Source organism: Streptomyces sp. VNUA24, assembly GCF_029167005.1.
GTDB lineage: Bacteria > Actinomycetota > Actinomycetes > Streptomycetales > Streptomycetaceae > Streptomyces > Streptomyces scabiei.
Genome location: NZ_CP119143.1, coordinates 1,619,035 through 1,644,732 on the forward strand (window position 1 = coordinate 1,619,035; position 25,698 = coordinate 1,644,732).

Consider the following 25,698-nt stretch of genomic DNA (forward strand, 5'->3'; position numbering starts at 1 on the left):
TCCGGCAGCACCTCGGCGGCGAGGACGACCACGGCGGCCAGGGCCGCTCCGCCGATGACGATCTTCTTCATCCCGTCTCTCCTCATGTCGCGACCTCAGCGGTTGAGGTCTGTGCCGGGGACGGCTCGCCGTCCCGCAGCAGCTCTTCGATCAGCCGGACCGCCCGCGGTACGGCGTCGGACACCGGCGCGCTCAGTCCGATGCCCTCCTCCACCGAGGCCGGTTCGCATCCGACGACCAGGACGCGGCGCGGTGGTTCGCCGCCGGTGCCGGCGCACAGGGTCGCCAGCAGGGCCAGGACGGTGTCGGGGGTCATCCGGTGGCCGTCCAGGGCGGGTGCCTGCGGCTCCGGGCCCGGGCCCGCGGCCTCGTGTTCGATGACGTACAGCGTGCCGGGCGCCTCGCCGCGTGCCGTGGCGTCCACGAGGACGAGGGTGTCGTAGCCGTCGAGGAGCTGGTAGGCGAGGTGGACGCCCCGCACCCCGATGTCCGCGGTCTCCACGTGGGCGGACAGTTCGAGCTCGGCGAGTCGCCGTACGGTCTCGACACCGAACCCGTCGTCGCCGAGGAAGATGTTGCCGATGCCGGCGACCAGGGTTCTGGGGCCCGGCTGTACGGCGGGGGTCATGTGCCGTCCTCCAGTGGTGTGACCTCGTCGGGCTGGAAGTACAGGAAGCGGCCCTGTTCGCGGCGGATGTCGGCGCCGGGGTCGCCGTCCACCGTGACGGCCAGATGCACGCCGCCGTCGACGTCGTGCAGCACCGCCTCGACGGTCGCGGTGCTGCCGCGCAGGAAGATGTCCTGTGCGTCGGTGCGCCGCAGGCCCGGGTGCAGTTCGACCCGGCTGCCCCGGCCCACCGGGCGGCCGTCGACGACCACGTGGTCCCGTGCCGGGTCGAAGCCCGCGTCGCTCGCCGGGTCCCACCAGGGGGTGTCGGGCCGCTGCACCCCGAACTCGTCGGGAAAGCCGACGCCGGCGTCGGCGAGGCCGGGGCCGGTCACCTCCCGCAGGCTGCGCACCGCTCCGTGCAGCCGCTCCAGCACCTCGGCCGGCATCGACTCCGCCAGCTCGATCACGGCCGCCGCCCGTTCGTCGGTGCCCCGGGCCTCGCGCTTCTCCTCGTCGGTGAGGGCGGCGGTGCGCAGCGCGAGGATCTCGTCGATCTCGGTGGCGTCGTAGAGCGCTCCGGGGCTCTCCGGGGCGATGGCCGGATGGTCCTCCAGGATGATCGGCGAGGACAGCACCAGGTCGGCCCGGCCGGGTTCACCGGCGAGCACGGGCCAGGTGTGCAGGTTGCGGCAGGCGGCGACCGCGGCCTTCGCCCACTCGGGGGGATCGGTCATCGACAGGAACGAGCCGGCGCTGAGGGCCATGAGCAGATGGGTGGCCACCAGGGAGTGCGGCAGCGCCGCGTCCCGGTCGGCGGCGCGGCCCTCGGGAGGCGTCCAGTCGCTGGTGTTCTCGACGACGGCGGTCAGCCGCAGGGTCCGGTAGGGGCCGTCGAGTTCGCGGGCGGACAGGCGCACCGTCCCGCTGACCGCCTCGCTCCGCCGCAGCAGCCGGCCGACGGTACGGCCGGCGGCGTCGAGGACGGGTACGGTGTCCTCCCGCTCCGGGAGCCGGAAGGGGTGGGTGACGCCGTCGCCGAGGAGGGCGTCCACCGGCGCGATCACCTCGACGCGTTCCTCGAACCCCTCGTCCCAGGGCACCAGCACCCGGTCGTCCAGGTCGAGTTCGGTGACGGTGTCGAAGCCGCCGTCCGGGCGTGCGCGCTGCACCGTGCGCCGCCGGGCGTGCAGGAAACGCACCTCGACGGAGAGGGTCGCGCCCGCCCTGGGTTCCATCAGGCACTCGGTGTGCTGGAAGTCGTGCTCCTCGCACTCGGCGCCCCAGGCCGGTGGTACGAGCACCCCGAACTGCCAGCGCAGCCGGTTCTTGGCCGACGAGGCGCGGTACGGGTAGAGGACATAGCCCTCGAAGAGGACGGCGTCGGCCACCTGCCGCGCGAGGGCGAACCGCTCCTCGGTCTCGGCGGCGAACGCGGTCAGGGTCACGGGTCGGTCCTTCCGGTGGTGCCGGTGAGGGCGCGCAGCGGGTCGTGCGCGGGCGGCTCGGCGGCGGCGCGGCCGTCGAGCAGGTCCTCGAGGGTGGCCTCCCAGGAGGGGAGCGCGTGCCGTGAGCGGTGGGCGAGGAGGGCGTCCATGGTGTCGCGGGGCAGGCGGATCCAGCCGCACCCGGGGAAGTGCTGCTCGACCATCTCCCGCCAGACGGTGACCGGCATCCGGAAGGCCGCCTCCTGGTCCCACGGGACCGGTTCCACGCGGAAGCCGCCGGCTCCGGTGAACGCCGTGCCGGAGAACAGCATCAGCAGGGGGACCTCGCCGTCGGTGAGGGCGGTGAGGTAGCGGGTGGCGGCGATCTCCATGTCGTAGGTGCAGGGCACGACGACGTCGGTCTCGATCTCTCCGGTGAAGCTCGGGACCATGACGGACACCTGGGCGAACTGCACCGGCTGGAGGGTGCTGCCCCAGCGGGAGCGGTCGCCGAAGAGGTCGGTCAGGCCGGCGGCCTCCGCGGGTTCGTAGCCGCGGCGGGCGGGTTCGATGCGGATCTGGCAGCGCAGGGCGACCGCGTGCACGGGCGCGTTGCCCGCGGCGGTGACGCGCAGCCGGAAGACGAGGGTGGGTCCGGCGGCGTAGCGGTCGGCGCGGACGCCGGTGCAGGCGAAGGAGAAATCGGTCACGGCCGCACCGCCGTCCGTGCCGGACGCGGCGGCTCGTGGGCCGCGTCCCGAGTGCCGTCCACGGGCCGGGCGCGGCGGGTGACGTCCGCGAAGAACGCGTCCAGGGCGGTACGGGCCTCGGCCCCGCCGTCGAAGCCCTGCCACGACAGGCGCATGCGGCCGACGAGTTCGTAGCAGATGTCGATCGGGACGAGGTGGGTCTCGCAGCGGCCGTCGGTGCGGTGCAGCAGCAGGGCCTCCACGTCGGGTTCGAGGAGTGCGGCGAGCCGGCTGTCGCCGAGGACGGCCGCCCAGGTGTCCGGGTCGAGTTCGCTCTCGGTGGCGCCGGCCGGGCTCGGGTAGAGGGCGACCAGCCGGTCCAGCGCGGCGTTACGGAAGAGGAAGGCGACGCCGACGGGGATCTGCAGTGCCTCCCACGCGTTGTCGTCGAGGTGGTGGCCGGGGTCGGTGAGGTAGCGGTCCGGGACCGTGCGGAAGCGGCCGGCGGCGGCGCCCGGCTGTTCCATCAGCAGTGCGCAGGGGGCGCAGGCGCAGACGAGGGCGCGTTTGTCGGTGTCGACGAGGTGGCGGTGGTCGCCGGGGACGGCCACCGCGCACAGTTCGCACCGCTCGGGCCGGGGCGGGCGGGCCGTCAGGAACCTCTTCAGACCGGTGACGGTCGCGGTCATCGGGCCCCCGTGGGCGCCGTGCTGATCTGCAGGAGTGTGGGGCCGGCGGGTGCGGTCTCGACGTCGACGGCCTTCACCTCGGGGGCGAAGCAGGCAAGGGCCGCCTCGGCCGCCTGCCGGGCGTCCGCGCCGGAGCCGCAGCCGCAGCCGCCGCTCTCCCGGGCACGGACCCGCAGCGTGCCGCTCTCCTCGTCGAAGTCCACGACGTCCAGGGTGTGTTCGCGGACGCTGTCGAGGGCGCGGGCGATGCGGGTGTCGCGGTCCTCGGGGTGCAGGTCGTGCAGGACGAGCAGGCTCGCGACGACCTCGTCGGCGAGCAGTCCCGCGGACGGCCGGCCGGGCGCGGAGGACAGCAGGTGGAGGATGCGGGCCAGGCCGGCGCCGTAGAAGTCCATGAGGGAGCGCACGAGTTCCTCGGCTGCCTCGGCGGCGGCGGGGTCGCCGCTCGCGGTGAGCCGGTCGAGGACCTCCTCGACGCGGCGTCCGGTCTGTTCGGCGTCGACGGGTCGGGCCGTCGTCGGCGCGCTCATCCGCCCAGTCCGCTCAGGCCGGTGGGCACGTGCATCGACTTCACCGTCTTGCCGCCGCCGACGTACATGTGGACGCCGCAGGGCAGACAGGGGTCGAAGCTGCGGACGGCGCGCATGATGTCGATGCCCTTGAAGTTCTCCGGGGTGTTCTCCTCGAAGATGGGCGTGTTCTGTACGGCGTCCTCGTACGGGCCGGGGGTGCCGAAGGTGTCGCGGGTGCTGGCGTTCCACGGGGTCGGCGGATACGGGTGGTAGTTGGCGATCTTGCCGTCGCGGATGACCATGTGGTGGGAGAGGACGCCGCGGACCGCCTCGGTGAAGCCGACGCCGATGCCCTCGTCCGGGACCTCGAACTTCTCCCAGGTTTGGGTGCGTCCGGCGCGGACCTCCGCGAGGCCCTTCTCCGCACAGTGCAGGGCGACGGCGGCGGCGTACGCCTGGAAGTAGGTGCGGGCGCGATTGCGTTCCAGGGCGTTGGACCACTTCGGGATCTTCCACTCGAAGGTGGTCTCCGGCTTGGTCATGGTGCGGGGCAGGTTGATGACGACGCTGTGCCCGGTGGCCTTGATGTAGCCGATGTCGACGAGCCCGGACAGGGCGGTGGACCACAGGCGGGCGATGGGGCCGCCGCCGGTGTCCAGGGCGAGGTGGTCCTTGCCGTCGAACCAGCGCGGGGACATGACCCAGCTGTACTTGTCGTCGAAGTTCCGCTTCTGCGGGGCCGGGATGGTGTGCTGGTTCCACGGGTGGCGCGGGTCGACCGGGTTGCCGAGCGGGTCGTGGGTGACGAACTGCTCCTGGCCCTGCCAGTCCTCGTAGTAGGAGCTGCCGAGCAGGATGCGGATGCCGAGGTTGATCTCGGTGAGGTCGTTGGTGACCAGTTTGCCGTCGACGACGACGCCCGGGGTGACGAACATCTTCCGTCCCCAGTCGGTCATGTTGGCGTAGGTGAAGTCGCAGTACTCGGGGTCGTTGAGCGCGCCCCAGCAGCCGAGCATGACCCGGCGGCGGCCCACTTCCTCGTAGCCGGGCAGGGCCTCGTAGAAGAAGTCGAACAGGTCGTCGTGCAGGGGGACGACGCGCTTCATGAACTCCACGTACCGCATGAGGCGGCTCATGTAGTCCGTGAAGAGCTGGACGGAGGCGATGGTGCCGACACCGCCCGGGTAGAGCGTGGAGGGGTGCACGTGGCGGCCCTCCATCAGGCAGAACATCTCGCGCGTGTAGCGGCTCACCTGGAGCGCCTCGCGGTAGAACTCGCCCTCCAGGGGGTTGAGCGAGCGCATGATGTCGGCGATCGTGCGGTAGCCGTGCTCGGCGGCGTGCGGGGCCTCGGTGCGCTCGGCGAGTTCGAGGACGCCGGGGTTGGTCTCCTTGACCATTTTTTCGCAGTAGTCGACCCCGACCAGGTTCTCCTGGAAGATGTTGTGGTCGAACATGTACTCCGCCGACTCGCCGAGGTTGATGATCCACTCGCCGAGGTGCGGGGGCTTCACGCCGTACGCCATGTTCTGCGCGTACACCGAGCAGGTGGCGTGGTTGTCGCCGCAGATGCCGCAGATGCGGCTGGTGATGAAGTGGGCGTCGCGGGGGTCCTTGCCGCGCATGAAGACGCTGTAGCCGCGGAAGACCGACGACGTGCTGTAGCACTCCGCGACCCGCTTCTGCTTGAAGTCGATCTTCGTGTGGATGCCCAGGGAGCCCACGATCCGGGTGATCGGGTCCCAGGCCATCTCCACCAGGCCACTGCCGTCGCCGGCCGTCTTCGTCTTCGGTGCCATCTGGGTGGGTGCCCTTCGTTGCGTCATTGCGCGGGAGGTTGGGGTGGGGGGTGCGGGAAACGGGGGCGGGCTAGGCTCCGCGGCTCACCACGGGGGCCGGTATCCGGTGGTGATCTTGTCTCCGGTACGGCGCCACTTGGGCTCCTTGTCCACCGTCCTGGCGGTGATGGACCGCAGTTTGCGGACGACGGCGCCGTACGCCCCGCTGGCGCCGCTCGACACCTTGGCGCCGGGGGGTTCGTCCATGAACGGCATGAACTTGTCGGGGAACCCGGGCATCGTGCAGGCGATGCAGATGCCGCCGACGTTGGGGCAGCCGCCGATCCCGTTCATCCAGCCGCGCTTGGGCACGTTGCACTTGACGACGGGACCCCAGCAGCCGAGCTTGACCAGGCAGGTGGGCGAGTCGTACGACAGGGCGAACTGGCCCTGTTCGTAGTAGCCCGCGCGGTCGCAGCCCTCGTGCACGGTGGCGCCGAACAGCCAGGTGGGACGCAGCTTGTCGTCCAGCGGGATCATCGGCGCGGAGCCGGCGGCCTGGTAGAGCAGGTAGGTGAGCGTCTCGGAGAAGTTGTCCGGCTGGATGGGGCAGCCGGGGACGCAGACGATGGGGATGCCGGCGTGGGACTTCCAGTCCCAGCCGAGGTAGTCCGGCACGCCCATCGCGCCGGTCGGGTTGCCGGCCATGGCGTGGATGCCGCCGTAGGTGGCGCAGGTGCCGATGGCGACGACCGCCAGTGCCTTCGGGGCCAGCCGGTCGATCCATTCGCTGGTGGTGATCGGCTGACCGGTCTCCGGGTTGTCGCCGAAGCCGCACCAGTAGCCCTCGGGCTTGATCGCCTCGTTGGGGATGGAGCCCTCGACGACCAGGACGAACGGGTCGATCTCGCCCCGCTCCCCCTTGAAGAACCATTCGATGAACGTGTCCGAGCCGCCGATCGGGCCGCACTCGAAGTCGATGAGCGGCCAGTGCACGGCGATCTTCGGCAGCCCCGGCAGCACACCGAGCACGATCTCCTCGATGCTGGGCTGCATGGCCGCCGTCAGCGCGACGGAGTCGCCGTCGCAGCTCAGGCCCGCGTTGATCCAGAGGATGTGGATCGTGGGGGCCTCGTCGGCGGGCGCGCCGCCCGCGTTCGCGGCATCGACCGTTCCCGGTGTCGCCTCAGTCATGGGACCGCCTCCTGGGGAGGTAAGGGATGAAAGCCTCTCTTTCGGCCTTCGCTCTTCTTCGTAGCAGCCCTGCGGCCGCGATGGGACGCCGACAAGGGCCGTTCCGGTGACGCCGGCGCCCCCGCCGACCGGGCCGGTCCACGCAACCGGGGCGGGACCAGGGCCCTTCTGACGGATCTCCGTGGGAGAAGGAGCGGCGTCCGTCAGAAGGGACCGAGGTGCGGCGGGGTGCGGGCCGGCCGCTCCTTGTGGACGAAGGCGCGACGCAGCGCGTGGTACGGGGCCCGAGGGTCGTCGAAGGTACGGCGCATGCGGGCCAGCTCCCCGGCTCGGAACCCGGCCAGGGGTGTCGTGCTCTCCAGCCGGTCCCGTTCCGTCTTCTTCGCGGCGATCCGGGTCTGTGTCGCCGGGAGCGAGGCCAGGCGCCCCGCCAGCGCCGCCGTCTCCCGCGCGAACCCGTCGGGAGCGCTGTCGACGAGCCGGTCGACCAGGCCGAGGCGCAGGGCGCTCGCCGAGCTGACCGGCAGGGCCTCGCGCAGGAGCCGCCGGGCCGCGGCGGCGCCGGCCCGGCGCGGCAGCGTGTACGTCCAGTACTCCGAGCCGTGCAGGCCCATCAGCCGGTAGTGCGGGTTCAGCACGGCTCCCGACCGGCACCAGACCTCGTCGGCCGCCAGGGCGAGCATGACGCCCCCGGCCGCCGCGTTGCCCGCGAGCGCGGCGACGACCAGGCGGTCCGTCGTGGTCAGGACCGCCTCGACCAGATCGTCGATGGCGTTGATGTTCGCCCAGGACTCGGCGGCGGGGTCGGGGGCGGCCTCGATGACGCCCAGGTGGATCCCGTTGGAGAAGAAGTCGCGTTCGCCGCCCAGCACCAGCACCGACGTGGGCCGCGCGCACGCCTCCCGGTAGGCGGCGAGCAGGCGGCGGCACTGCTCCGTGCTCATGGCGCCGCCGGGGAAGGAGAACGAGAGGAATCCGACGTGCCCGTCCTCCCGGTAGCGGATGTCCGACCAGGTCGGCTCCCCTGTCCAGGGAAGCCGGGGCAGGGCGTGTTCGGGCAGCGGGGGCAGCCGGTCGCCGAGGGCCCGTACGGCGGGCAGTTTGAAGGTCGGCGGCTGCCCCGGCCCGCGCCGGGGCCGCAGTTCGGGGATCCACACCGCGCCGTCCCGGGTGGCCCGGCAGACCGCTCCGGCCCGGGTCGCCAGCAGCTCGCCCGGCCGTCCGCGCAGCACGCCCTCGGAGTGGCCGCCGTGCAGGTACCACTCCCCGCCGAGCAGTTCGTCCAGCACACCGGGCTGCGAGTCGGCCGCCCGCAGCTTGCGCAGCACGTCCTCGGTGGAGTCGCGGGCCCAGTCGATGCGCCGGACGCCCTGGTCGAGGTACGGACGCGTGCGCGGGAGGGGGCGGGCGTCGGATCCGCCGAAGGGGACGGCGGCGCCGTCCGCCGTGTCCTGCTCGCGCGGTGTGTAGGTGCCCCCGGCGAACCGCTCCACCGCGAGCAGGACGGCCTCGATCGCCGCGTCGGCGATCTCGCCCCGGTACAGCTCGCTCTTGGACACCCGCGGAATCCGGCACGCGACGTGGGCCCACACGGCGCCGGCGTCCATCTCCGCCTCGGCCTGCAGGACGGTGACGCCCCACTCGTCGGCGCCGTCGTGGATCGCCCAGTCCAGGGAGGACGGTCCACGGTCGCCCACGGGGCCGGGGTGGACGATCAGACAGGTGTGAGCCCTCCACACCTCCTCGGGGATCGCCGTCCTCAGCATGGGCGCGACGACGAGTTCCGGTGCGTGCCGTCGCACGAGATCCGGCAACGGGCTGCCGGGCAGGGCGAGTTCGACGGCCATGGTGTGGCCGCGGTCGCGCAGTTCGGCGTGGGTGCGCTGGGTGAGACTGTTGAACGCGCTGGCTAGGAGCAGGATGTGCACGGCTGCCTCCGGGCGGACGAGGCAGGCAGGGATGTCCGCCGACCGAGATCCTCGGCCCCGGCGGCCCGCCGCTCCCGGCGACAGACGGTGAGGTCATCCGAAAGCGAGCGCCCATCGGCCGTCCGGCCTCACCGGCCGGCACCCGTCACCGCCGCGTCGGCCGGGCTCACCGGGCCGGCCGCCGCACGTGCCCGGTCAGCGTCGCCGCAGACCGCTGGTGATGCGCTCCCAGGGGGTACGGGTGGCGCCGAAATGGGTCTCGTGGGTCCAGATGTGGGTGCACGAGCGGCACTGCAGGTGGAGCAGGCTGCCGACGTTGGAGAGCAGGTAACGCCAGTGCTCGGAGCAGGTGCGGCCCTGTGCGCAGGTGTCGCATCCGCGCCGGTCGTCACAGTTCGGGCAGGCCACCCAGGCACGGCGCCCGATGTCGGCCTGCGGATCAAGCGGAAGCACGGCCACCGCCTCCCCGGGGCAGCACACCGGCCGCGACCAACTCGTCGTACACGCGCTGCTGCTCCGCGTCGAGACCGGAGTACAGCAGTTCGTACGCCGCCTCCTCGCCGCGCAGCGCGGCCACGGGGTCCCAGTCGGCGCCGAGGGCGTCCAGGACGTGCGCGCGCCGGAGGAGTTCGTGGGCACTCAGGTCGAGGACCAGTTCGGTCGTCGGGGAGGCGCCCGGACGTTCCGCGGCGCGCTCGCTCGCCGTGGCGGGTTCGTCCGGTTCGCCGGGGAGGGCGTGGCCGTGGTGGGACATGCGACCGAACGTAGGTAAGCGTTCCCGGCCCCGGCAAGAGCGGGTGGGAGAAGTCACAGGTCGGCGAAGAGATCGTCCAGGGGGGCGGGCACCTGCTCGGGGGTGAGGGCCTCGACCAGGAGGCGGCCGTAGCGGATCTTGCGGCCCTTCTTCGTGCCGAGGAAGCGGCGCAGCTGCTGGTGGCGGGGGCGGCCGAGCTGAGCGGGCTGGCGGACGAAGGTCTGCCAGGCACGCAGTTCGCCCGCGTCCTGGACGATCTGCTCGACGCGTGCCGTGCCCAGCGCGCGGATCAGCTCGTCCTCCAGGTCCGCCGCGCAGACATGGACGCTCGGGCGGGGTGTCCAGGACGGGTCGAGGCCCCGGTCGAAGTAGGGCCTCTCCCGCTCGTCGCACAGGCCGATCAGGCGCAGACCGAGGCCCGGCGCTCCGAGGATCCCCGCGTGGCGTCCGACGCTCATCGCCCCGCCCATGGACAGGGCGCACACGCCCTCGCCCGCCAGGTCACGCTCCCGCCGGGCGGCCAGCGCGTCCACGGCGGCGAGGTCGCTCAGCCCTTCCAGCAGGATCACCGTGCGGACGCCCAGGAGTCCGGCCAGCTCCCCCGCCTGCCGTCCGGAGCCACCTGCCGCCCAGCCCGCGACCTCGTCCCGGAACATGCCCATGTCGACCATGCCAGGGAGTTTCCCCCGTACACCGACGGCCGCGCACCCGATATTCGGCCGCGGACCGGAGGCCGGCCGGCGGTGCGGCGCGAGGCCCGGAAGGGTCCGCACGCGCGTCGGTCGGTCGTGCCCCTCCGGGAGAACCCGCACCGCCTGCGGCTCCGAACACCTCCCGGGCGACGTCGGACCACGGGAAGCGGCGGTGCGGGAACTCTCGGACGGTCGATCAGCAGGATCAGCGGACCTCGGTGGTCCGGGTCTCCTTCAGGGACGCGCAGTTGGAGTTCTCCACGTTCACGTACACGTTGGCGATGTTGCCGCCCCAGCTCACGCAGTAGCCCTTGCCGTAGACGTAGGCCGGTCCGGCGAACGACGTGTAGCTGCCGAAGTCCTCGTCGAACTCGTCGGTGGCGGGGACGTAGATGTACGTGGACATGTTCTTGGCCGTGCCCGGGTTGGTGCGGATCGTCGCGACGCAGTTCTTGCCGTTCTTGGCGTTGTACGTCAGGTAGACGGTGCCCAGCGTTCCGACGGGCGCGGAGTTGACCGTCTTGTAGCCGCTGCCGCAGACGCCCTGCGGGGTGACATTGGGGGCGGCGGAGGCGGTCGTGGCGAACGCCGTCCCGGCACCCACCGCGAGTGCCGCTAAGGCACCGGCGGTCGCGACATTGCGGATCTTTCGCATATTTCCCCCTTGGGTCGTTGAGAGCGCTTTGCTCGCACTTGATGTGACCCTCGGGCAGGACGGATGGTTGCCCCCGGTTCGCCAGAAATCTTCCGGTGGCCGCGCACGGGCACTCCGGCCCTGGTGAGAGCCGGGGCGCCCGGTCCTCGGGGCGCGGGCGGGCGGGGGCGAGGTTACCTTCGGCGGTATGGACGGTGATCTTGGACGCTGGCGCCGGTGCCTGCTCGGCGGCGCGGTGTTCGCCGTGTGCATGGCCGGCACGACCCTGCCGACCCCTCTCTACAGCCTCTACCAGGAGAAGTTCGGCTTCTCCGAGCTGACGGTCACCGTGGTCTACGCCGTCTACGCGTTCGGGGTCATCGGGGTGCTCCTGCTGGCGGGGAACGCCTCGGACGCGGTGGGCAGGCGCCCCGTGCTGTGGTGGGGCCTGGGCTTCGCCGCCGCCGGCGCCGTCTGCTTCCTGTGCGCGACCGCGCTGGGCTGGCTGTATGCGGGGCGGCTGCTGTCGGGGCTGTCCGCCGGTCTGTTCACCGGGGCCGCCACGGCGTACGTGATGGAGCTGGCGCCGCCCGGCGGTGCCTCGCGGGCCACGTTCGTGGCCACCGCCGCGAACATGGGCGGGCTGGGCTGCGGCCCGCTGCTCGCCGGGGTGCTCGCCCAGTACGCCGACCGGCCGCTGTACCTCCCCTTCGCCGTCCACCTCACCCTGGTCGCCGGCTCGGCCCTCGTCCTGCTGAAGCTCCCGGAGACGGTACGGGAGCGCCGGCCGCTGAGGACCGTACGGCCGCAGCGGCCCAGCCTGCCCCCTCGGGTGCGGGCCGTGTTCGGGCCCGCGGCCGCGGCCTCCTTCGTGGGGTTCGCGCTGTTCGGGGTCTTCACCTCGGTCAGCCCGGCCTTCCTCGCCCAGTCCCTGGACGTCCACGACCACGCCGTGAGCGGCCTGGTCGTGGCGCTGGCGTTCTTCGCCTCGACCGCCGGGCAGCTGGCCGTGGGACGGGTGGGCGTGCGCCGGTCGCTGCCGCTGGGGTGCGCCGGGCTCCTCGCCGGGCTGGCACTGCTGGCCGGTGCCCTGCGAGGGGACTTGCTGGCCCTGGTGGTACTGAGTGCCGTCGTCGGCGGGGTGGGGCAGGGGCTCGCGTTTCGCGGAGCGCTGTCCGCCGTGGCCGCGGCGTCCGAGGCGGACCGGCGGGCGGCCGTGATCTCGGCACTGTTCGTGGTGGCCTACACGGGCATCTCGGTGCCGGTCATCGGCGTGGGCCTCCTGGCGGAACCTCTCGGCCTGGAGGGCGCCGGGCTGGTGTTCATCGCGTGCATGGCCCTCCTGGTGTCGGTCGCGGGCGCCTACCTGCTGCGGCGCCCGGTACCGGCCGCGGCGACGGACGGTGTGCGCTGACCTCCGTTCGCGGGGGGGGCAGCGCGGAGTGAGGTGCATGGCGCCGGGCGCGACACCACATGGCGCCAGGCGGTGTCATGTGGCGCCATTCCGAGCCACGTCGCGCCACGCCGCGCCATCGAAGGCACGGAAAGCCCCGTCTAGACCCCACCAGGCGGATGGGCTTTGCGCACGCCACTGCGGCGCCATCGCATTTTCGCAGGTCAGCGAGGTAAGCACGTCGGCCGCCGGAAAGAAATCCCGGAGCGGCTTGCACATGGAGCCACTTTGGCGCCATGATGGCGTCATGGACCTCACGCCGTATGTCGACACTCTCCGCCGCGAACTCGCGGTGGCCGCCCAAGCCGGCGGCGAAGAAGCCCGCGAGCTGGCCGAGCGGCTCACCGCTCCCCTGGAGTCGGCGACCCGGCTGACCCTGCTCAACGTGCTCTCCGCCGCGATGGACGAGATCACCCGCGAACTCGCCCCCGGCTCGGTCGACGTGCGGTTGCGCGGGCTCGACCCCGACTTCGTCGTGACGCCGCCTCCCGTGTACGGCGTAGCGCACGCGGAACCGGTCGCTCCCGCCGAACCGCCCGCCCCCTACACGGCCGACGCCGACGAGGGCAGCACCGCGCGCGTCAACCTCCGGCTGCCGACTCAGCTCAAGGCCCGCGCCGAGGAGGCCGCGAACCGCGAGGGCCTGTCGGTCAACGCGTGGCTGGTGCGTACCGTGTCCGCCGCCGTCGACGGCGGCACCCGGCCGCGCACGGCGGAGAGGGCCCAGACCGTCGGCCAGAGCTTCACGGGCTGGGTGCGCTGACCGCGCCTCGCGCCCACCCCCTTCTCCTTCGCATCCACCCACCCACCCACCCACCCACCCACCCACACCACGTCCCACCAGCAGGGACGGATCAAGAACCCACGAGGACGGGACAGCCATGCCTTCTTTCAACACCCCCGAACCGATCTCGGCCACGGCTCACGTGGAGGCCGGTTCCATCCAGTTCACCGCGGGCGACCGCCTCGACACGGTCGTCGAGGTACGGCCCCGCGACCCGAAGAAGGACCTGGACGTGCGCACCGCCGACCAGACCGAGGCCACCTACGCGAGCGGGGTCCTGACCGTCAGGACGCCCAAGCCCAGCCTGCTCGGCCTCAACATCGGCCGCACCGGAACGGTCGACGTGACGGTCGAACTGCCCACGGGTTCGCGCCTCGACGTGACCGGCGCGTGGGTCCAGGTGCTCGGCGAAGGGCGGCTCGGAGAGGTCCGCGTGAAGACGTCCTCCGGCGACGCCCGCTTCGACACGACCGGCCCGCTGCATCTGACCGCGTCGCACGGCTCGATCACCGTGGACCGGGTCGAGGGCAGGGCCGAGATCACCACCAGCTCCGGCAGCATGCGCGTCGGCCTCGTCGACGGCCCCGCCGTCCTCAAGAACTCGCACGGCACCACGACCGTCGGAGCCGCGACCGGCGAACTGCGGGTGCGCGGCGCCAACGGTGACATCGACATCGCGCGCGCCGAGGACTCGGTCACCGCCGTCACCGCCCACGGCACCCTGCGCGTGGGTGAAGTGGCCCGCGGCACCGTCCAGTTGGAGACCTCCTACGGCGCCATCGAGGTCGGGGTCCGCGAGGGGACGGCCGCCTGGCTCGACGTCAGCTCGAACTCCGGCCAGGTGCGCAACACCCTGACCCCGTCCGAGAGCCCCGACGAGACCGGGGACACCGTCGAGGTCCGCGCCCGCACCAAGTACGGCAACATCGACATCCGCCGCTCCAGGGCCTGACCGACCGGCTCCGGCCGCACCTCGACCACTCCCACTCCCACTCCCCCTCTCACTCTCACTCTCACTCTCACCTCAGCCTTCGCCCAGGAGGGCACATGCCCAAGTCTGTCATGTCCACATCCAACAGGGGTTCCGGCGTCCCGTCGCCGGACGCCATCTCCGCCATAGGTCTGCGCAAGTCCTTCGGCGACAGGACCGTCCTCGACGGCATCGATCTGACCGTCCCCGAAGGGACGATCTTCTCCCTGCTCGGGCCGAACGGTGCCGGCAAGACCACCGCCGTGAAGATCCTCTCCACCCTCGTCTCCCCCGACCCCGGATCCGGCGCGATCCGGGTCGGCGGCCACGACCTCGCCGTGAACCCGCAGGCCGCCCGTGCCGCGATCGGTGTCACCGGCCAGTTCTCCGCCGTCGACGGCCTGATCACCGGCGAGGAGAACATGCTCCTCATGGCCGACCTGCACCACCTGCCCAGGAGCGAGGGACGCCGGGTCGCCGCCGAACTCCTGGAACGCTTCGACCTCACCGAGGCTTCCAGGAAGCCCGCCTCCACCTACTCCGGCGGCATGAAACGCCGCCTCGACATCGCCATGACCCTCGTCGGCGACCCCCGCATCATCTTCCTCGACGAACCCACCACCGGCCTCGACCCCCGCTCCCGCCACACCATGTGGCAGATCATCCGCGAACTCGTCACCACCGGCGTCACCGTCCTGCTCACCACCCAGTACCTCGAAGAAGCCGACCAGCTCGCCGACCGCATCGCCGTCCTCCACGACGGAAAGATCGCCGCCCAGGGCACCCCCGAGGAACTCAAACGCCTCGTCCCCGGCGGACACGTCCGCCTCCGCTTCACCGACCCCACCGCCTACCGCCGGGCCGCCACCACCCTGGCGAACGCCACCCGCGACGACGACAACCTCACCCTCCAGCACCCCAGCGACGGCACCCAACGCGACCTGCGCACCCTGCTCGACCACCTCCAGGCGGCGGACGTCGACGCCGACGAACTCACCGTCCACACCCCCGACCTCGACGACGTCTTCTTCGCCCTCACCAACACCACAAGCACGCTCCCCAACCAGCCCAACCAGCCCAACCAGCCCGAGGAGACCGTCCGATGAGTGCCCTGTCCCTGGCCGTGCGCGACTCCTCCACGATGCTGCGCCGCAACCTCCTGCACGTGCGCCGCTACCCCTCCCTCACCCTCAACGTGCTGCTCACCCCGATCATGCTGCTCCTGCTCTTCGTCTACATCTTCGGAGACGTGATGAGCGCCGGCATCGGCGGCAGCGACCGCTCCGACTACATCGCCTACCTCGTCCCGGGCGTGCTGTTGATGACCCTCGGGAGCAGCACGATCGGCACCGCGGTCTCCGTGTCCATGGACATGAACGAGGGCATCATCGCCCGCTTCCGCACCATGGCGATCCACCGCGGCTCCTTCCTCATCGGACACGTCCTCGGCAGCGTGCTGCAGTCCCTCGCGAGCGTGGCCCTCGTGGGTGTGGTGGGCGTGGCCATCGGCTTCCGCTCCACCGACGCGACGCCCCTGGAGTGGCTGGCGGCGTTCGGACTGCTCGCACTGTTCGGAGTGGCCCTCACCTGGATCGCGGTCGGGATGGGCCTGTCCAGCCCGAACGTCGAGGCGGCCAGCAACAACGCGCTGCCGCTGATCTTCCTGCCGCTGATCTCCAGCACCTTCGTGCCGATCGACGCGATGCCGGGCTGGTTCCAGCCGATCGCCGAGTACCAGCCCTTCACCCCGGCCATCGAGACCGTACGCGGGCTGTTGCTCGGCAGCGAGATCGGCCACAACGGGTGGCTGGCGGTCGCCTGGTGCCTGGGCCTCTCCGCACTCGGCTACTTCTGGTCGAAGTCGGTCTTCGACCGCGACCCGAAGTAACCGGAAGGCCCGCGAACGCCTGTCTCCCGCGATCCGATCCACCCGAGGGCGGCGTACACCGACACACGGTCGGTGTACGCCGCCCTCGCGAGGGCCGATCGGCTCAGGCGGCGGCGCGCCTCGGCCGGGCCGGCCGCGGCAGAGGGAGGATCGGTCGCGTCACGGTCCCGGAAGGGCCGCCCGGCACTTGCCCCACCGCGTGAAGAGGTCCGGCGATGAGAGCGTTCCACGACCCGATGTCCCCGCCCCCTGCCGACCGGGCACCGGGGCACGACGGGGGCCGCTACGGCGAGGCCGTGTTCCGTCCCGAGCAGGCGGGTGAGGGCGAGCGCATCGACTTCGGCGCGCTCGCCTACGACGACGTCACCATGGCGCGGCTGCGGGCCCTCGGGGCCGGGCCGGGGTGGCGGTGCCTCGACGTGGGCGCCGGCACGGGCACCGTCTCCCGGCGGCTGCTGGAGGAGGCCGGGGTGACGAGCGTGCTGGCCGTGGACCGCGACGTACGCTTCCTCGCTGCACGGCCCGTGCCCGGGCTGGAGGTGCGGGAGGCCGACGTCACCGCCCCGGACTTCGCCCCCGGCCGGTTCCGGCTCGTCCACGCGCGGTTCGTGCTGATGCACCTGCCCGAGCGCGACCGTGTGATCGCGGCGCTGGCCGAACTCGTCGCGCCCGGCGGTGTGCTGGTGCTCAGCGACGCGGTCGACCTGACGGGCGACCGGACGCCCGCATCGCCGTACACCACGGTCATGCGCGCGATGTGGGAGGGGCTGCGGGCGACCATCGGCAGCGATGTCTCCTGGGTGCCGTCGTACCCGCAGCTGCTCCGTGCGGTGGGCCTCACGTCCGTCGCCGCCGAGATCCATGTGCCGCCGCTACTGCCGGGCAGTGCCATCAGCCGCTTCTGGGCGGACACATGGGAGCGGAGCAGAGGAGCCATGCTCGCCACCGGGCTGGTCGACGACACGGCCGTCGACGCGGCCGTCCGGTACCTGGGCTCGGACGAGTGCGCCGCGCTGTCGGCCGGCATGCTCACCGTCTGGGGACGGAAACCGGAAGGCCACGACGAGCCGTCGGCCTGACGATCGGGCGGCGGCGATCCGGGGATTCGGCGATCCGCCTACTCGGTGACCCGACGGTTCACGCGCAACTCCGGTTCGGAGGAGGGTGTTCCGGTGGGCGTGCGGCAAGACTGCGTTCCAGAGAGTGGACGCCCCTTGGTGCGGAACCGCGGGCTGCGGTAGAACAGGGCCATGAACCCCGAGCCCTTGGTGCGACGCCTGGTCATCGACCTGTGCCGACGCCCGGCCTCGTGTTGTTGCTGACCTAGCGTTCCTCGACGCCCCGCCCGGCGAAGCTCCCGGCGAGGGCGGTTCCCACGCCTTGTCGCAGGACGCCCTCTCCGCTTGGTCCCCCGCTCTCTCGCGGGGCCCCCGGCCACCCCTGTCCGTCGGCGACGGCCCCTCATGTCCCGGCACCCCCATGGCCCGTGGTCCCCGCGAAGTCGACTCGTGGCGGCATCCGCCACCCCTTTCCGTCCTTCACGCACCCCGTACACCCGCACACCCGTACATCCGCACACCCGTACATCCGTACGCCCAGCCAAGGAGAACCATGAGCCAGCCCGTCGACTCCGTCACCGCCGGCCACACCCCCGAGGACGGGACAGCCGGCCCCGACACGTCGGCCTGGTCGTTCGAGACCAAGCAGATCCACGCCGGTGCCGCGCCGGACCCGACGACCGGCGCCCGGGCGACACCGATCTACCAGACGACCTCGTTCGTCTTCCGGGACACCCGGCACGCCGCCGACCTGTTCGCCCTCGCCGAGCCGGGGAACATCTACACCCGTATCCACAACCCGACCCAGGACGTCTTCGAACAGCGGATCGCCGCCCTCGAAGGCGGCGTCGCCGCGGTGGCCCTGGCCTCCGGGCAGGCCGCGGAGACCCTCGCCGTCCTGACCCTGGCGAGCGCGGGCGACCACATCGTCTCCAGCACCTCCCTGTACGGCGGCACCTACAACCTGTTCCGCCACACCCTGCCCAAGTTCGGCATCGAGGTGTCCTTCGTCGACGACCCGGACGACGTCGAGGCGTGGCGGGCCGCGATCCGGCCGAACACGAAGGCCCTGTTCGCCGAGACCCTCGGCAACCCGCGCGGCAACGTGCTCGACGTACGGGCGGTGGCCGACGTCGCGCACGAGGCGGGTGTGCCGCTGATCGTGGACAACACCGTGCCGACGCCGTACCTGTTGCGCCCCCTCGAACACGGCGCCGACATCGTGGTCCACTCCGCGACCAAGTTCCTCGGCGGCCACGGCACCACCATCGCCGGTGTCGTCGTCGACGGCGGCACCTTCGACTTCGGCGCGCACGCCGAGCGGTTCCCGGACTTCAGCGAGCCGGACCCCAGCTACCACGGTCTGCGGTACTGGCCCGCGCTCGGCCCCGGCGCCTTCGCTATCAAGCTGCGTGTCCAGTTGCTGCGTGACATCGGCCCGGCGCTCTCCCCGCACTCGGCGTTCCTGCTTCTCCAGGGCGTGGAGACGCTCAGCCTGCGCATCGAACGACACTCGGCCAACGCCCAGGCGCTCGCCGAATGGCTGGAGCAGCGCGACGAGGTCGCCGCCGTCCACTACCCGGGCCTGGAATCCAACCGCTGGTACGAGGCGGGTCGGCGCTATCTTCCGCGCGGCGCCGGAGCGATCCTGTCCTTCGAACTGCGGGACGGGGTCGAGGCCGGCAAGCGGTTCGTCGACGCCGTCGAACTGTTCAGCCATCTCGCCAACATCGGGGACGTCCGCAGCCTCATCATCCACCCGGCGTCCACGACCCACAGCCAGCTGGACGAGGCCCAGTCGGCGGCGACCGGCACCTCGCCGGGCCTGGTCCGTCTGTCGGTCGGCATCGAGAACCTCGCCGATCTGAAGGCGGACCTGGAGGCGGGCTTCCGCGCCGCGAAGGCCGCGTCCTGAACACGGTGGCGACGACCGCCGGGATCCCTCTTCCGCCGGCCTCCGGGGCCTGGCGGGAGGGGGACCCTGCCGGGCGCCGCCGGTGGCATGTGCGGGAGCGGGCGCTGCCGTTGGAGAGCGGGGGCGAACTGCCGGGTGTGCGGCTCGCGTTCGAGACCTGGGGACGGCTCGCGCCGGACCGCTCCAACGCCGTTCTCGTGCTCCACGCGCTCACCGGCGACAGCCATGTCGCCGGGCCGGCGGGGCCCGGCCACCCCACACCCGGCTGGTGGGACGGGCTCGTCGGGCCCGGTCTGGCCCTGGACACGGACCGCTGGTTCGTCGTCGCACCCAATGTGCTGGGCGGCTGCCAGGGCAGCACCGGGCCGTCCTCGGCACGTCCCGACGGGCGGCCCTGGGGCAGCGCGTTCCCCTCACTGACCCAGCGCGACCAGGTCGCCGCCGAGGCGGGGCTGGCGGACGCGCTCGGCATCGACCGCTGGGCGCTGGTGGTAGGCGGTTCCATGGGCGGGATGCGTGCCGTGGAGTGGGCCGTGACGTATCCGGAGCGTACGGAGGCGCTTCTGCTGCTGGCCACCACGGCGGCGGCGAGCGCCGAGCAGATCGCCTGGGCCGGCGTGCAACTGCACGCCATCCGGGGTGATCCGCACTGGCGGGGCGGCGACTACCACGGCACGGGCCGGGGACCGGACACGGGACTCGGCCTGGCCCGCCGCATCGCGCACCTCACCTACCGCAGCGAGCCGGAGCTGCGGATCCGCTTCGGCCGCGCACCCCAGGAGGCGGAGGACCCCTACGACGGCGGCCGGTACCAGGTGGAGTCGTATCTCGACCATCACGCGGCCAAACTGGTGCGCCGCTTCGACGCGGGCAGCTACGTCGTGCTGGCGGATGCCATGAACACCCACGACATCGGCCGCGGGCGCGGTGGCACCCCTGCCGCCCTGCGCCGTGTGACCGCCCGGACGCTGGTCGCCGGAGTGGCCTCGGACCGCCTCTATCCCCTCGCGCAGCAGGAGGAACTGGCCGCCGGGATCGCCTCGGCGGAGTACGCCCGGGTGATCGAATCCCCCCACGGTCACGACGGTTTCCTCATCGAGGTGGAGCAGGTGTCCGCACTCGTACGCGAACTCCTGCACTCCTCCGCACGACCATCCGAACCCACGACCGAGAAAGCAGGGCACCCATGACCGTGCAGGACACCACCGCGGACCTGGCCGCGTTCACCCGCGACTGGCAGGCGTGGCACACGAGGCAGGAGGCCCGGCTCGCCGACCCCCACGGCTTCCTCGCCGTGACCGGCCTGCACTGGCTCGATGACGAGCCGCGGCGCTTCCCGGACGCGCCGGGCGCCTGGTCGACCGGTGCCGACGGGGTCGTCGTGGTCCTCGACGACGGTGAGGAACTGCTCGTGGACGGCGCCCCGGTCCACGGCGAACACCGCTTCGGGGTGCTCCCGGAGCGCGGCGGGGTCGACGCGGTCTGGGGAGACGCCGTGATCGAGGTGGCCCGGCGCGGTGGCCACGACATCGTCCGCCCCCGGCACCCGGACGCACCCCTGCTCACCGCGTTCGCCGGTACGCCCGCCTACGCCCCGCATCCCCGGTGGGCGGTGACCGGCCGCTACACCGCCTTCGAGGAGCCGCGGCCGACGACCGTGGGCGCGGCGGTCGAGGTCCTTGAGCATGTGTACGACGCCCCGGGCCGGGTCGAGTTCGAGCTGGCCGGGCACCGGCTGGCGCTCACCGCGTTCCCCGGCCACGGTGCGGGCGACCTGCTGGTGCTGTTCACCGACGCGACGTCCGGGATCACCACCTACGCGGCCAACCGGGCCCTCGCTCTCGGCACACCCGCCGAGGACGGCACGGTGGTCCTGGACTTCAACCGGGCGACGAACCTGCCGTGCGCCTACACCGACCTGGCCACCTGCCCGCTGCCGCCGGCCGAGAACCGGCTGCGCGTGGCGATCGAGGCGGGGCAGAAGATCCCCCGCGAGCGCGGCGGGTCCTGAGGACGGGGCGCCGCCGTGACGACACCGGTCGGCGGTCGCCTCATCTCCCCGGCCTTCTGAAGTGGGCATAGGGCGGATACGGTTTGAACAAGACCAGCAGCTCAAGGGGGTGCCCGCCGCCGGAGGGCTGGACCAGCTCGGTGAGCCCCGTCATGAGCGCCGAGTGCCCCTCGGCGACGCCCTTCTGACGCGGGCCCCAACCCGCCGCGTGGGCCAGGGACACGGCGGCCGAGGCGAACATGTCCCGGCCGCCGAACAGGAAGAACGTCCGGGCGTGGGTGGCGTGCCGCACCTCGTCGCGGACGTCGGCCCGTGCGTACCGTTCGCGCCACGCGGTGGAGTCCCGGTACGTGCGTGCCTCGTCGGTGCGGACGGTCAGGGGGATGCCGCCGACCAGCTTGCGGCGCAGCTCGGGCCATCGGCTGGGCCGCAGTCCGAGCGTGTCGTGGGCCAGGACGAGGTCGACCAGCTCGCCCACGCCCTCGTCGGGCGGCACGCCGTCGCGCAGGGGGACATGGACGATCGTGTGCCGGGAGTAGGCGGCGAAGGAGAACAGTCCCGCCAGCCGGTTCAGTCCGTCGTGGTCACCGAGCAAGGTGCCGATGGGCTCGGGAGCACGCAGTGACGTGTGGCGCAAGGGCTGTCGGGGTTGGACGACACGGTGTTCGTGGGGCCCGTTGCGGGGCCGGAACTGACGCAGCCTCAGCTGCATACGCGGTACCTCATGTGCTCAGCATCGCGGTGGGTGAGTCTCCTCGGCAACGGGGATTCGACCTGTGCCGGGAACTCGTCCCGGGGCATGTGTGACGGCCTTCGGCCGGCACACATGGCAAGCCCGGCACCCCCTCTTCGTAGGAATCCGTGCGGACACATGGGTGGCGGACAGGAAAGGGTGAGTAACATCCGCACACAGCACATCCATTTGTCGGGAGGGACTGCCATGACCGAAACGCCTTCGGAGACGACGGATCTCAAGGCGCAGTACACCGCCCAGGTCGCCGCCGACCTCGAACGGAACGCCAAGGAACAGGAGCGTCTCCAAGGAGAGATCGAGACCCTGCAGGAGCAGCTCCGTAATCTGCAGCAGGACCACAGTGTGTTGGCGAACGTGCAGCAGGCGCTCGGCTTCGTGGCACCGGAGCCCGCTCCCGTGACCGAGGAGGTCGTCGCCGCTCCGGTTCCCCGGCAGAAGACCGCCGCCGGGCCGCAGGCCGCCAAGCGGACGCGTGCGAAGAAGGCGCAGCAGGCCGCTCCCCCGCAGGACGCCAAGCAGACGAAGAAGCCCGCCGCCACCAAGACCGCCACGGCCAAGCCCGCGGCAGCCAAGACCGCGGCAGCCAAGACGGCGGCACCGAAGGCGGCCACCACCAAGACCGCCACCAAGACCGCCACCGGCAAGACCTCGGCTTCCAAGACCGCCGCCGCCAAGTCCTCGGCCCCGAAGTCCTCCGCCCCGAAGAAGGACCAGCCCACCCTGGTCGAGCTGATCCGCCTGCACCTCACCGAGCAGAGCGAACCGCGGTCCGCCGCCGAGGTGGCCGCCGCGCTCACCCAGGCGCACCCCGACCGCCGTATCCAGACCAATGTCGTCCGCACCACGCTCGAAGGGCTCGTCGCCAAGAGCAACGCCCAGCGCAGCCGCCAGGGGTCGTCCGTCTACTACACCGCTCCCGACGCGCCGGAGCCGGCCGTGCCGGCGCAGACCGAGGCGGAGCCCGCGCCGGCGAACGGCTGAGTGCTCGACGAGGGTCAGTCGGCGAGACGGCGGCCGGTGCCCCGGTCGGTGGCCGCCTCGGCGAACTGGTTGGTGTCGAAGAGCTGGTTGATGTGTCCGCCCAGTTCGGACCAGTGGCGTCCGGAGAGTTCGGCGGCGGAACGGGCGTCTCCCTCCGCACAGACGTCGATGAGTTCCTCGTGGTGCTCGATGGTGTTGCGGCCGCCGAGCAGGGTGGAGAACTTGCGGTAGAGGATGCGGTGGATCTGCGGGTGGAGCTGCTCGACGATCCGGCTGAGGACGGGGTTGTCCGCGGCTGCGATGGGGACGGCGTGGAAGCGGTCGTCCGCGTCCAGCGCGGCATCGGTGTCGTTGGCGGCCACGGCCCGTTCGAAGTCGCGGTTCGCCTCGCGCATGCGCCGGAAGTCGTGTGCGGTCATGACCGGAACGGCCGTCTCGAGGGCGAGCCGGTCCAGCGAGCGCAGGACCGCGAGGGTCTTCTCGGCATCGCGGCGGTTGAGGGTGGTGATGCGGGTGTAGACGCCCGGCTTCGCCTCGACCAGGCCGATGTCGGCGAGCCGGGCGAGCGCCTCGCGCACCGGGGTGCGGCTGAGGCCGAGGCGCTCGGCGAGTTCACCGTCCCTGACCTTCTCCCCGGGGAGCAGTTCGCCGCGCACGATGGAGTCGCGCAGGCGGCGGAACACCTCGTCGCTGAGGAGGCGACGGGACACGGGGCGGTCAAGTGACATATTGCGTACAGTACATCGCCGACCTCGGGCGATGCTGGGGGCCGCTCACTCCCGCGGCCCCGCTCCGCCTCCGTCCGCGGGCCGCCTGCCCCTGGCCCGACCGGCCATGGCACGCCGTATCAGGGCTCGGGCGAGGACGAGCGCCGGGTCCACGAGGGGGGCGTCCACGGCGTCCGCGGGAAGCCCCAGAGGCACCTCGGTACAGCCGGCGACGACCGCCCGGGCGCCCCGCTCGGTGAGGCCCCGCGCGGCACGGGCCAGCCGCGCGGTCGTCGCGGTGTCGCGGGCACCGGCCTTCACCGCGCGGACGGCGGTCATGACCTCACGTTCCTGGCTGTCGGCGTCCGGCAGGAGCAGGTCGATGCCGAAGCGGTCCAGCCACTCCTGGTAGAGACCCGCGCGGACGGTTCCGGTGGTGGCGAGCAGTCCGACGGTGCCGATGCGCGGCGTCCGCGTGGTCAGGTGGCGTGCCACCTCTTCGACCATGTGGACGATGGGCAGTCCGACATGGGCGGCGATGCGCGGCACGAAGGCGTGGGCGGTGTTGCACGGGATGGCGATGACGGTGGCGCCCGCCTCCCGCAGGACACGGCTGCCGTCGAGCAGCCAGGGGGTGGGGTCGGGGCCGTCGCCCAGCAGTGCCTCGGTGCGGTCCGGGATGCTGGGGTCGGACCAGATGACCGTACGGAGGTGGTCCTGGTCGGTGGAGCCGGGGGTCTCCGCGACGAGCTTGGTGTAGAAGTCGGCGGTGGCCGCCGGGCCCATGCCGCCCAGGATGCCGATGACCTCGGTGGTGCGGACGGCGATGGTGGTGCCGGTGGAGGTGGTCACGGCGCGAGTACCTTCTGCGGGGCCGCGGGTTCCGGCTCGGCCGGGGTGCGGGGTGCCGTACGGCCGGCGCGTCGGGACTCACGCCGGTTCTCGGAGCTGTCGACGACGGCGGCGGCGAGCGAGTTCCCGATGACGTTCACGCCCGTGCGGGCCATGTCGACGATGAAGTCCACGCCGAGGAGCAGGGCGACGCCCTCGGCGGGCAGGCCGATGGAGTTGCCTGCGGCGATGAGGACGACGATCGAGGCGGACGCGACCCCGGCCATGCCCTTGGAGAGGATCACCAGCACGCCGACCATCAGCAGCAGGGCGGGCAGCGAGGTGTCGGCACCGTAGGCGTTGGCGAGGAAGACGAGGGCCGCCGCCTGGTAGAGCACGGAGCCGTCGGTGTTGAAGGAGTAGCCGAGCGGGACGACGATGGAGGTCGTGGACCGGCTGAGGCCGAACGCCTCCAGCCTGCCCATCAGCGGCGCCAGGACGGACTCGGAGCTGCGGGTGACGAAGGCGATGCCGGCCAGACCGGCGATCGACCTGAGCAGGTCGACGTACCGGACGCGGTAGAGCGCGGCGATGAGCGGGAACAGGACGCCGACGACGACGGCCAGGCCCGCGTAGACGACGGCGATGAAGCCGATCAGGCTGCGCAGGTTGCCGAAACCGTAGTGGGCGACGTCGTAGGAGATGAAGCCGAGCACGCCCAGCGGGGCGATGCGGATGACATGGCCGACGACCTTGAACATCACCGAGGCGACGGACTCCAGTACGGCGGCGAAGGGTTCGGACTTCTCCCCGATCGCGGCCATGGCGACGCCGACGAGGAGGGCGAAGACGATCGCGCCGAGCAGGTTGCCCTCGCCGAACGCGGCGAAGATGTTCTTCGGGAAGGCGTGCAGGACCAGTTCGTGGAAGTCGATGCCCTGGCTCAGTCCGTCCAGGTCGCCGGCGTCGGTGCCGTGGACGGGAGCGCCCTTGCCGATGCCGGTGACCTTGGCCAGCCCCACCGCGATCAGCAGGATGACGGTGGTGACGATCTCGAAGTAGAGGATCGCCTTGCCGGCGATCCGGCCGACCTTCTTGACCGACTCCATGCGGGCGATGCCGAGCACGATGAGCGGGAAGACCAGGGGCAGGACCACGACCTGCACCATGTTCAGGAAGACGTCCCCGAGGATCTTCATCTGTTCGCCCGCCGACGGCGCGAGAGATCCGACGAGCGCTCCGAGGCCGACGGCGATGATCGACTGGACGCCGATCGGCATCCTCAGACATCGCCGCAGGAAGCCTGCGGGGCGGGTCGGTGGGGTGTTCGTGCTGGTGGGGTGGGGGGTGAGCGGTGTCCATGAGACTCCTGCCATATGCAATATATTGCGTTCTGCACGTTGGCGGGTAACACTGATACCGGAGGCGGCGGCCTGTCAAGG

26 protein-coding genes are annotated in these 25,698 nt (G+C 71.9%); 10 read left to right on the forward strand and 16 right to left on the reverse strand.

Annotation, left to right across the window (positions count from 1 at the left end; translation table 11 throughout):
* Positions 1–82: 82 nt before the first annotated feature.
* From PYR72_RS06655 to PYR72_RS06710, 12 genes are all read right to left on the reverse strand, one after another.
* On the reverse strand, positions 83–628 hold the full coding sequence (locus PYR72_RS06655; RefSeq protein WP_275454386.1) for a hydrogenase maturation protease: 546 nt from the start codon (positions 626–628) through the stop codon (positions 83–85).
* The gene (locus tag PYR72_RS06660) at positions 625–2,055 is read right to left on the reverse strand and encodes a hypothetical protein (RefSeq protein ID WP_275454387.1); all 1,431 of its coding nucleotides are present in this window, start codon (positions 2,053–2,055) and stop codon (positions 625–627) included. Before PYR72_RS06660 ends, PYR72_RS06655 begins: the two co-directional genes overlap by 4 nt.
* A complete protein-coding gene (locus PYR72_RS06665; RefSeq protein ID WP_275454388.1) occupies positions 2,052–2,744 on the reverse strand; it encodes a DUF6084 family protein in 693 nt (230 codons plus the stop codon). Before PYR72_RS06665 ends, PYR72_RS06660 begins: the two co-directional genes overlap by 4 nt.
* Positions 2,741–3,412, reverse strand: coding sequence for a DUF5947 family protein (locus PYR72_RS06670; RefSeq protein WP_275454389.1), 672 nt, complete (start codon positions 3,410–3,412; stop codon positions 2,741–2,743). The genes PYR72_RS06665 and PYR72_RS06670 overlap by 4 nt, the downstream gene beginning before the upstream one ends.
* Positions 3,409–3,942, reverse strand: a complete 534-nt coding sequence (locus tag PYR72_RS06675) for a hypothetical protein (protein WP_275454390.1) — start codon at positions 3,940–3,942, stop codon at positions 3,409–3,411. The genes PYR72_RS06670 and PYR72_RS06675 overlap by 4 nt, the downstream gene beginning before the upstream one ends.
* A complete protein-coding gene (locus tag PYR72_RS06680) occupies positions 3,939–5,723 on the reverse strand; it encodes a nickel-dependent hydrogenase large subunit (RefSeq protein WP_037692601.1) in 1,785 nt (594 codons plus the stop codon). Before PYR72_RS06680 ends, PYR72_RS06675 begins: the two co-directional genes overlap by 4 nt.
* A gap of 84 nt (positions 5,724–5,807) precedes the next feature.
* Positions 5,808–6,896: a hydrogenase expression protein HypE gene (locus PYR72_RS06685; protein ID WP_013006068.1), complete on the reverse strand. Its 1,089-nt coding sequence runs from the start codon at positions 6,894–6,896 to the stop codon at positions 5,808–5,810.
* Positions 6,897–7,099: 203 nt separating this feature from the next.
* Positions 7,100–8,824, reverse strand: a complete 1,725-nt coding sequence (locus PYR72_RS06690) for an enoyl-CoA hydratase-related protein (RefSeq protein ID WP_275454391.1) — start codon at positions 8,822–8,824, stop codon at positions 7,100–7,102.
* 195 nt (positions 8,825–9,019) lie between these two features.
* Positions 9,020–9,277 carry a hypothetical protein gene (locus tag PYR72_RS06695; RefSeq protein ID WP_037729282.1) on the reverse strand — a complete coding sequence of 86 codons (258 nt, stop codon included), beginning with the start codon at positions 9,275–9,277 and terminating at the stop codon, positions 9,020–9,022.
* Positions 9,264–9,578: a DUF6400 family protein gene (locus tag PYR72_RS06700; protein ID WP_275454392.1), complete on the reverse strand. Its 315-nt coding sequence runs from the start codon at positions 9,576–9,578 to the stop codon at positions 9,264–9,266. The genes PYR72_RS06695 and PYR72_RS06700 overlap by 14 nt, the downstream gene beginning before the upstream one ends.
* A 53-nt stretch (positions 9,579–9,631) precedes the next feature.
* Positions 9,632–10,249 (reverse strand): TOPRIM nucleotidyl transferase/hydrolase domain-containing protein, encoded by a 618-nt coding sequence (locus PYR72_RS06705; RefSeq protein WP_275454393.1) that lies wholly within the window; start codon positions 10,247–10,249, stop codon positions 9,632–9,634.
* A gap of 226 nt (positions 10,250–10,475) precedes the next feature.
* Positions 10,476–10,925: a hypothetical protein gene (locus PYR72_RS06710; RefSeq protein WP_037728840.1), complete on the reverse strand. Its 450-nt coding sequence runs from the start codon at positions 10,923–10,925 to the stop codon at positions 10,476–10,478.
* A 187-nt stretch (positions 10,926–11,112) separates the two neighbouring features.
* Here PYR72_RS06710 and PYR72_RS06715 point away from each other — a divergent pair, with 187 nt between their 5' ends.
* The 9 genes from PYR72_RS06715 to PYR72_RS06755 all read left to right on the forward strand — a co-directional run bounded on the left by PYR72_RS06715 (position 11,113) and on the right by PYR72_RS06755 (position 20,983).
* The gene (locus PYR72_RS06715; protein WP_275454394.1) at positions 11,113–12,318 is read left to right on the forward strand and encodes an MFS transporter; all 1,206 of its coding nucleotides are present in this window, start codon (positions 11,113–11,115) and stop codon (positions 12,316–12,318) included.
* Between the two features lie 286 nt (positions 12,319–12,604).
* Positions 12,605–13,120, forward strand: a complete 516-nt coding sequence (locus PYR72_RS06720; protein WP_275454395.1) for a toxin-antitoxin system HicB family antitoxin — start codon at positions 12,605–12,607, stop codon at positions 13,118–13,120.
* 118 nt (positions 13,121–13,238) lie between these two features.
* A complete protein-coding gene (locus tag PYR72_RS06725) occupies positions 13,239–14,093 on the forward strand; it encodes a DUF4097 family beta strand repeat-containing protein (RefSeq protein ID WP_275454396.1) in 855 nt (284 codons plus the stop codon).
* Positions 14,094–14,188: 95 nt separating this feature from the next.
* A complete protein-coding gene (locus tag PYR72_RS06730) occupies positions 14,189–15,217 on the forward strand; it encodes an ATP-binding cassette domain-containing protein (RefSeq protein WP_275454397.1) in 1,029 nt (342 codons plus the stop codon).
* Positions 15,214–15,999 carry an ABC transporter permease gene (locus tag PYR72_RS06735; protein WP_275454398.1) on the forward strand — a complete coding sequence of 262 codons (786 nt, stop codon included), beginning with the start codon at positions 15,214–15,216 and terminating at the stop codon, positions 15,997–15,999. The genes PYR72_RS06730 and PYR72_RS06735 overlap by 4 nt, the downstream gene beginning before the upstream one ends.
* Before the next feature lie 236 nt (positions 16,000–16,235).
* Entirely contained in the window at positions 16,236–17,078 is an 843-nt protein-coding gene (locus PYR72_RS06740; RefSeq protein ID WP_275460344.1) for a methyltransferase domain-containing protein, read from the forward strand.
* Between the two features lie 532 nt (positions 17,079–17,610).
* The gene (locus PYR72_RS06745; RefSeq protein ID WP_275454399.1) at positions 17,611–18,972 is read left to right on the forward strand and encodes a bifunctional o-acetylhomoserine/o-acetylserine sulfhydrylase; all 1,362 of its coding nucleotides are present in this window, start codon (positions 17,611–17,613) and stop codon (positions 18,970–18,972) included.
* Positions 18,973–18,977: 5 nt separating this feature from the next.
* A complete protein-coding gene (locus tag PYR72_RS06750; protein ID WP_275454400.1) occupies positions 18,978–20,162 on the forward strand; it encodes a homoserine O-acetyltransferase in 1,185 nt (394 codons plus the stop codon).
* Complete coding sequence (locus PYR72_RS06755) at positions 20,159–20,983, forward strand: DUF1684 domain-containing protein (RefSeq protein WP_275454401.1); 825 nt, start codon at positions 20,159–20,161, stop codon at positions 20,981–20,983. Before PYR72_RS06750 ends, PYR72_RS06755 begins: the two co-directional genes overlap by 4 nt.
* A 40-nt stretch (positions 20,984–21,023) precedes the next feature.
* On the opposite strand, the gene PYR72_RS06760 is transcribed toward PYR72_RS06755, so the two are convergent.
* On the reverse strand, positions 21,024–21,695 hold the full coding sequence (locus tag PYR72_RS06760) for a hypothetical protein (RefSeq protein ID WP_275454402.1): 672 nt from the start codon (positions 21,693–21,695) through the stop codon (positions 21,024–21,026).
* A gap of 228 nt (positions 21,696–21,923) precedes the next feature.
* Between PYR72_RS06760 and PYR72_RS06765 the strand changes: the two genes are divergently transcribed.
* Entirely contained in the window at positions 21,924–22,718 is a 795-nt protein-coding gene (locus PYR72_RS06765; RefSeq protein ID WP_275454403.1) for a hypothetical protein, read from the forward strand.
* A gap of 14 nt (positions 22,719–22,732) precedes the next feature.
* On the opposite strand, the gene PYR72_RS06770 is transcribed toward PYR72_RS06765, so the two are convergent.
* Genes PYR72_RS06770 through PYR72_RS06780 form a run of 3 tightly spaced genes read right to left on the reverse strand, consistent with a single transcriptional unit; the run spans position 22,733 to position 25,632 of the window.
* On the reverse strand, positions 22,733–23,446 hold the full coding sequence (locus tag PYR72_RS06770; RefSeq protein WP_275454404.1) for a GntR family transcriptional regulator: 714 nt from the start codon (positions 23,444–23,446) through the stop codon (positions 22,733–22,735).
* Between the two features lie 45 nt (positions 23,447–23,491).
* Positions 23,492–24,277 carry an amino acid racemase gene (locus PYR72_RS06775; protein ID WP_275454405.1) on the reverse strand — a complete coding sequence of 262 codons (786 nt, stop codon included), beginning with the start codon at positions 24,275–24,277 and terminating at the stop codon, positions 23,492–23,494.
* Positions 24,274–25,632 carry a dicarboxylate/amino acid:cation symporter gene (locus PYR72_RS06780; RefSeq protein WP_275454406.1) on the reverse strand — a complete coding sequence of 453 codons (1,359 nt, stop codon included), beginning with the start codon at positions 25,630–25,632 and terminating at the stop codon, positions 24,274–24,276. Before PYR72_RS06780 ends, PYR72_RS06775 begins: the two co-directional genes overlap by 4 nt.
* Positions 25,633–25,698 lie beyond the last annotated feature (66 nt).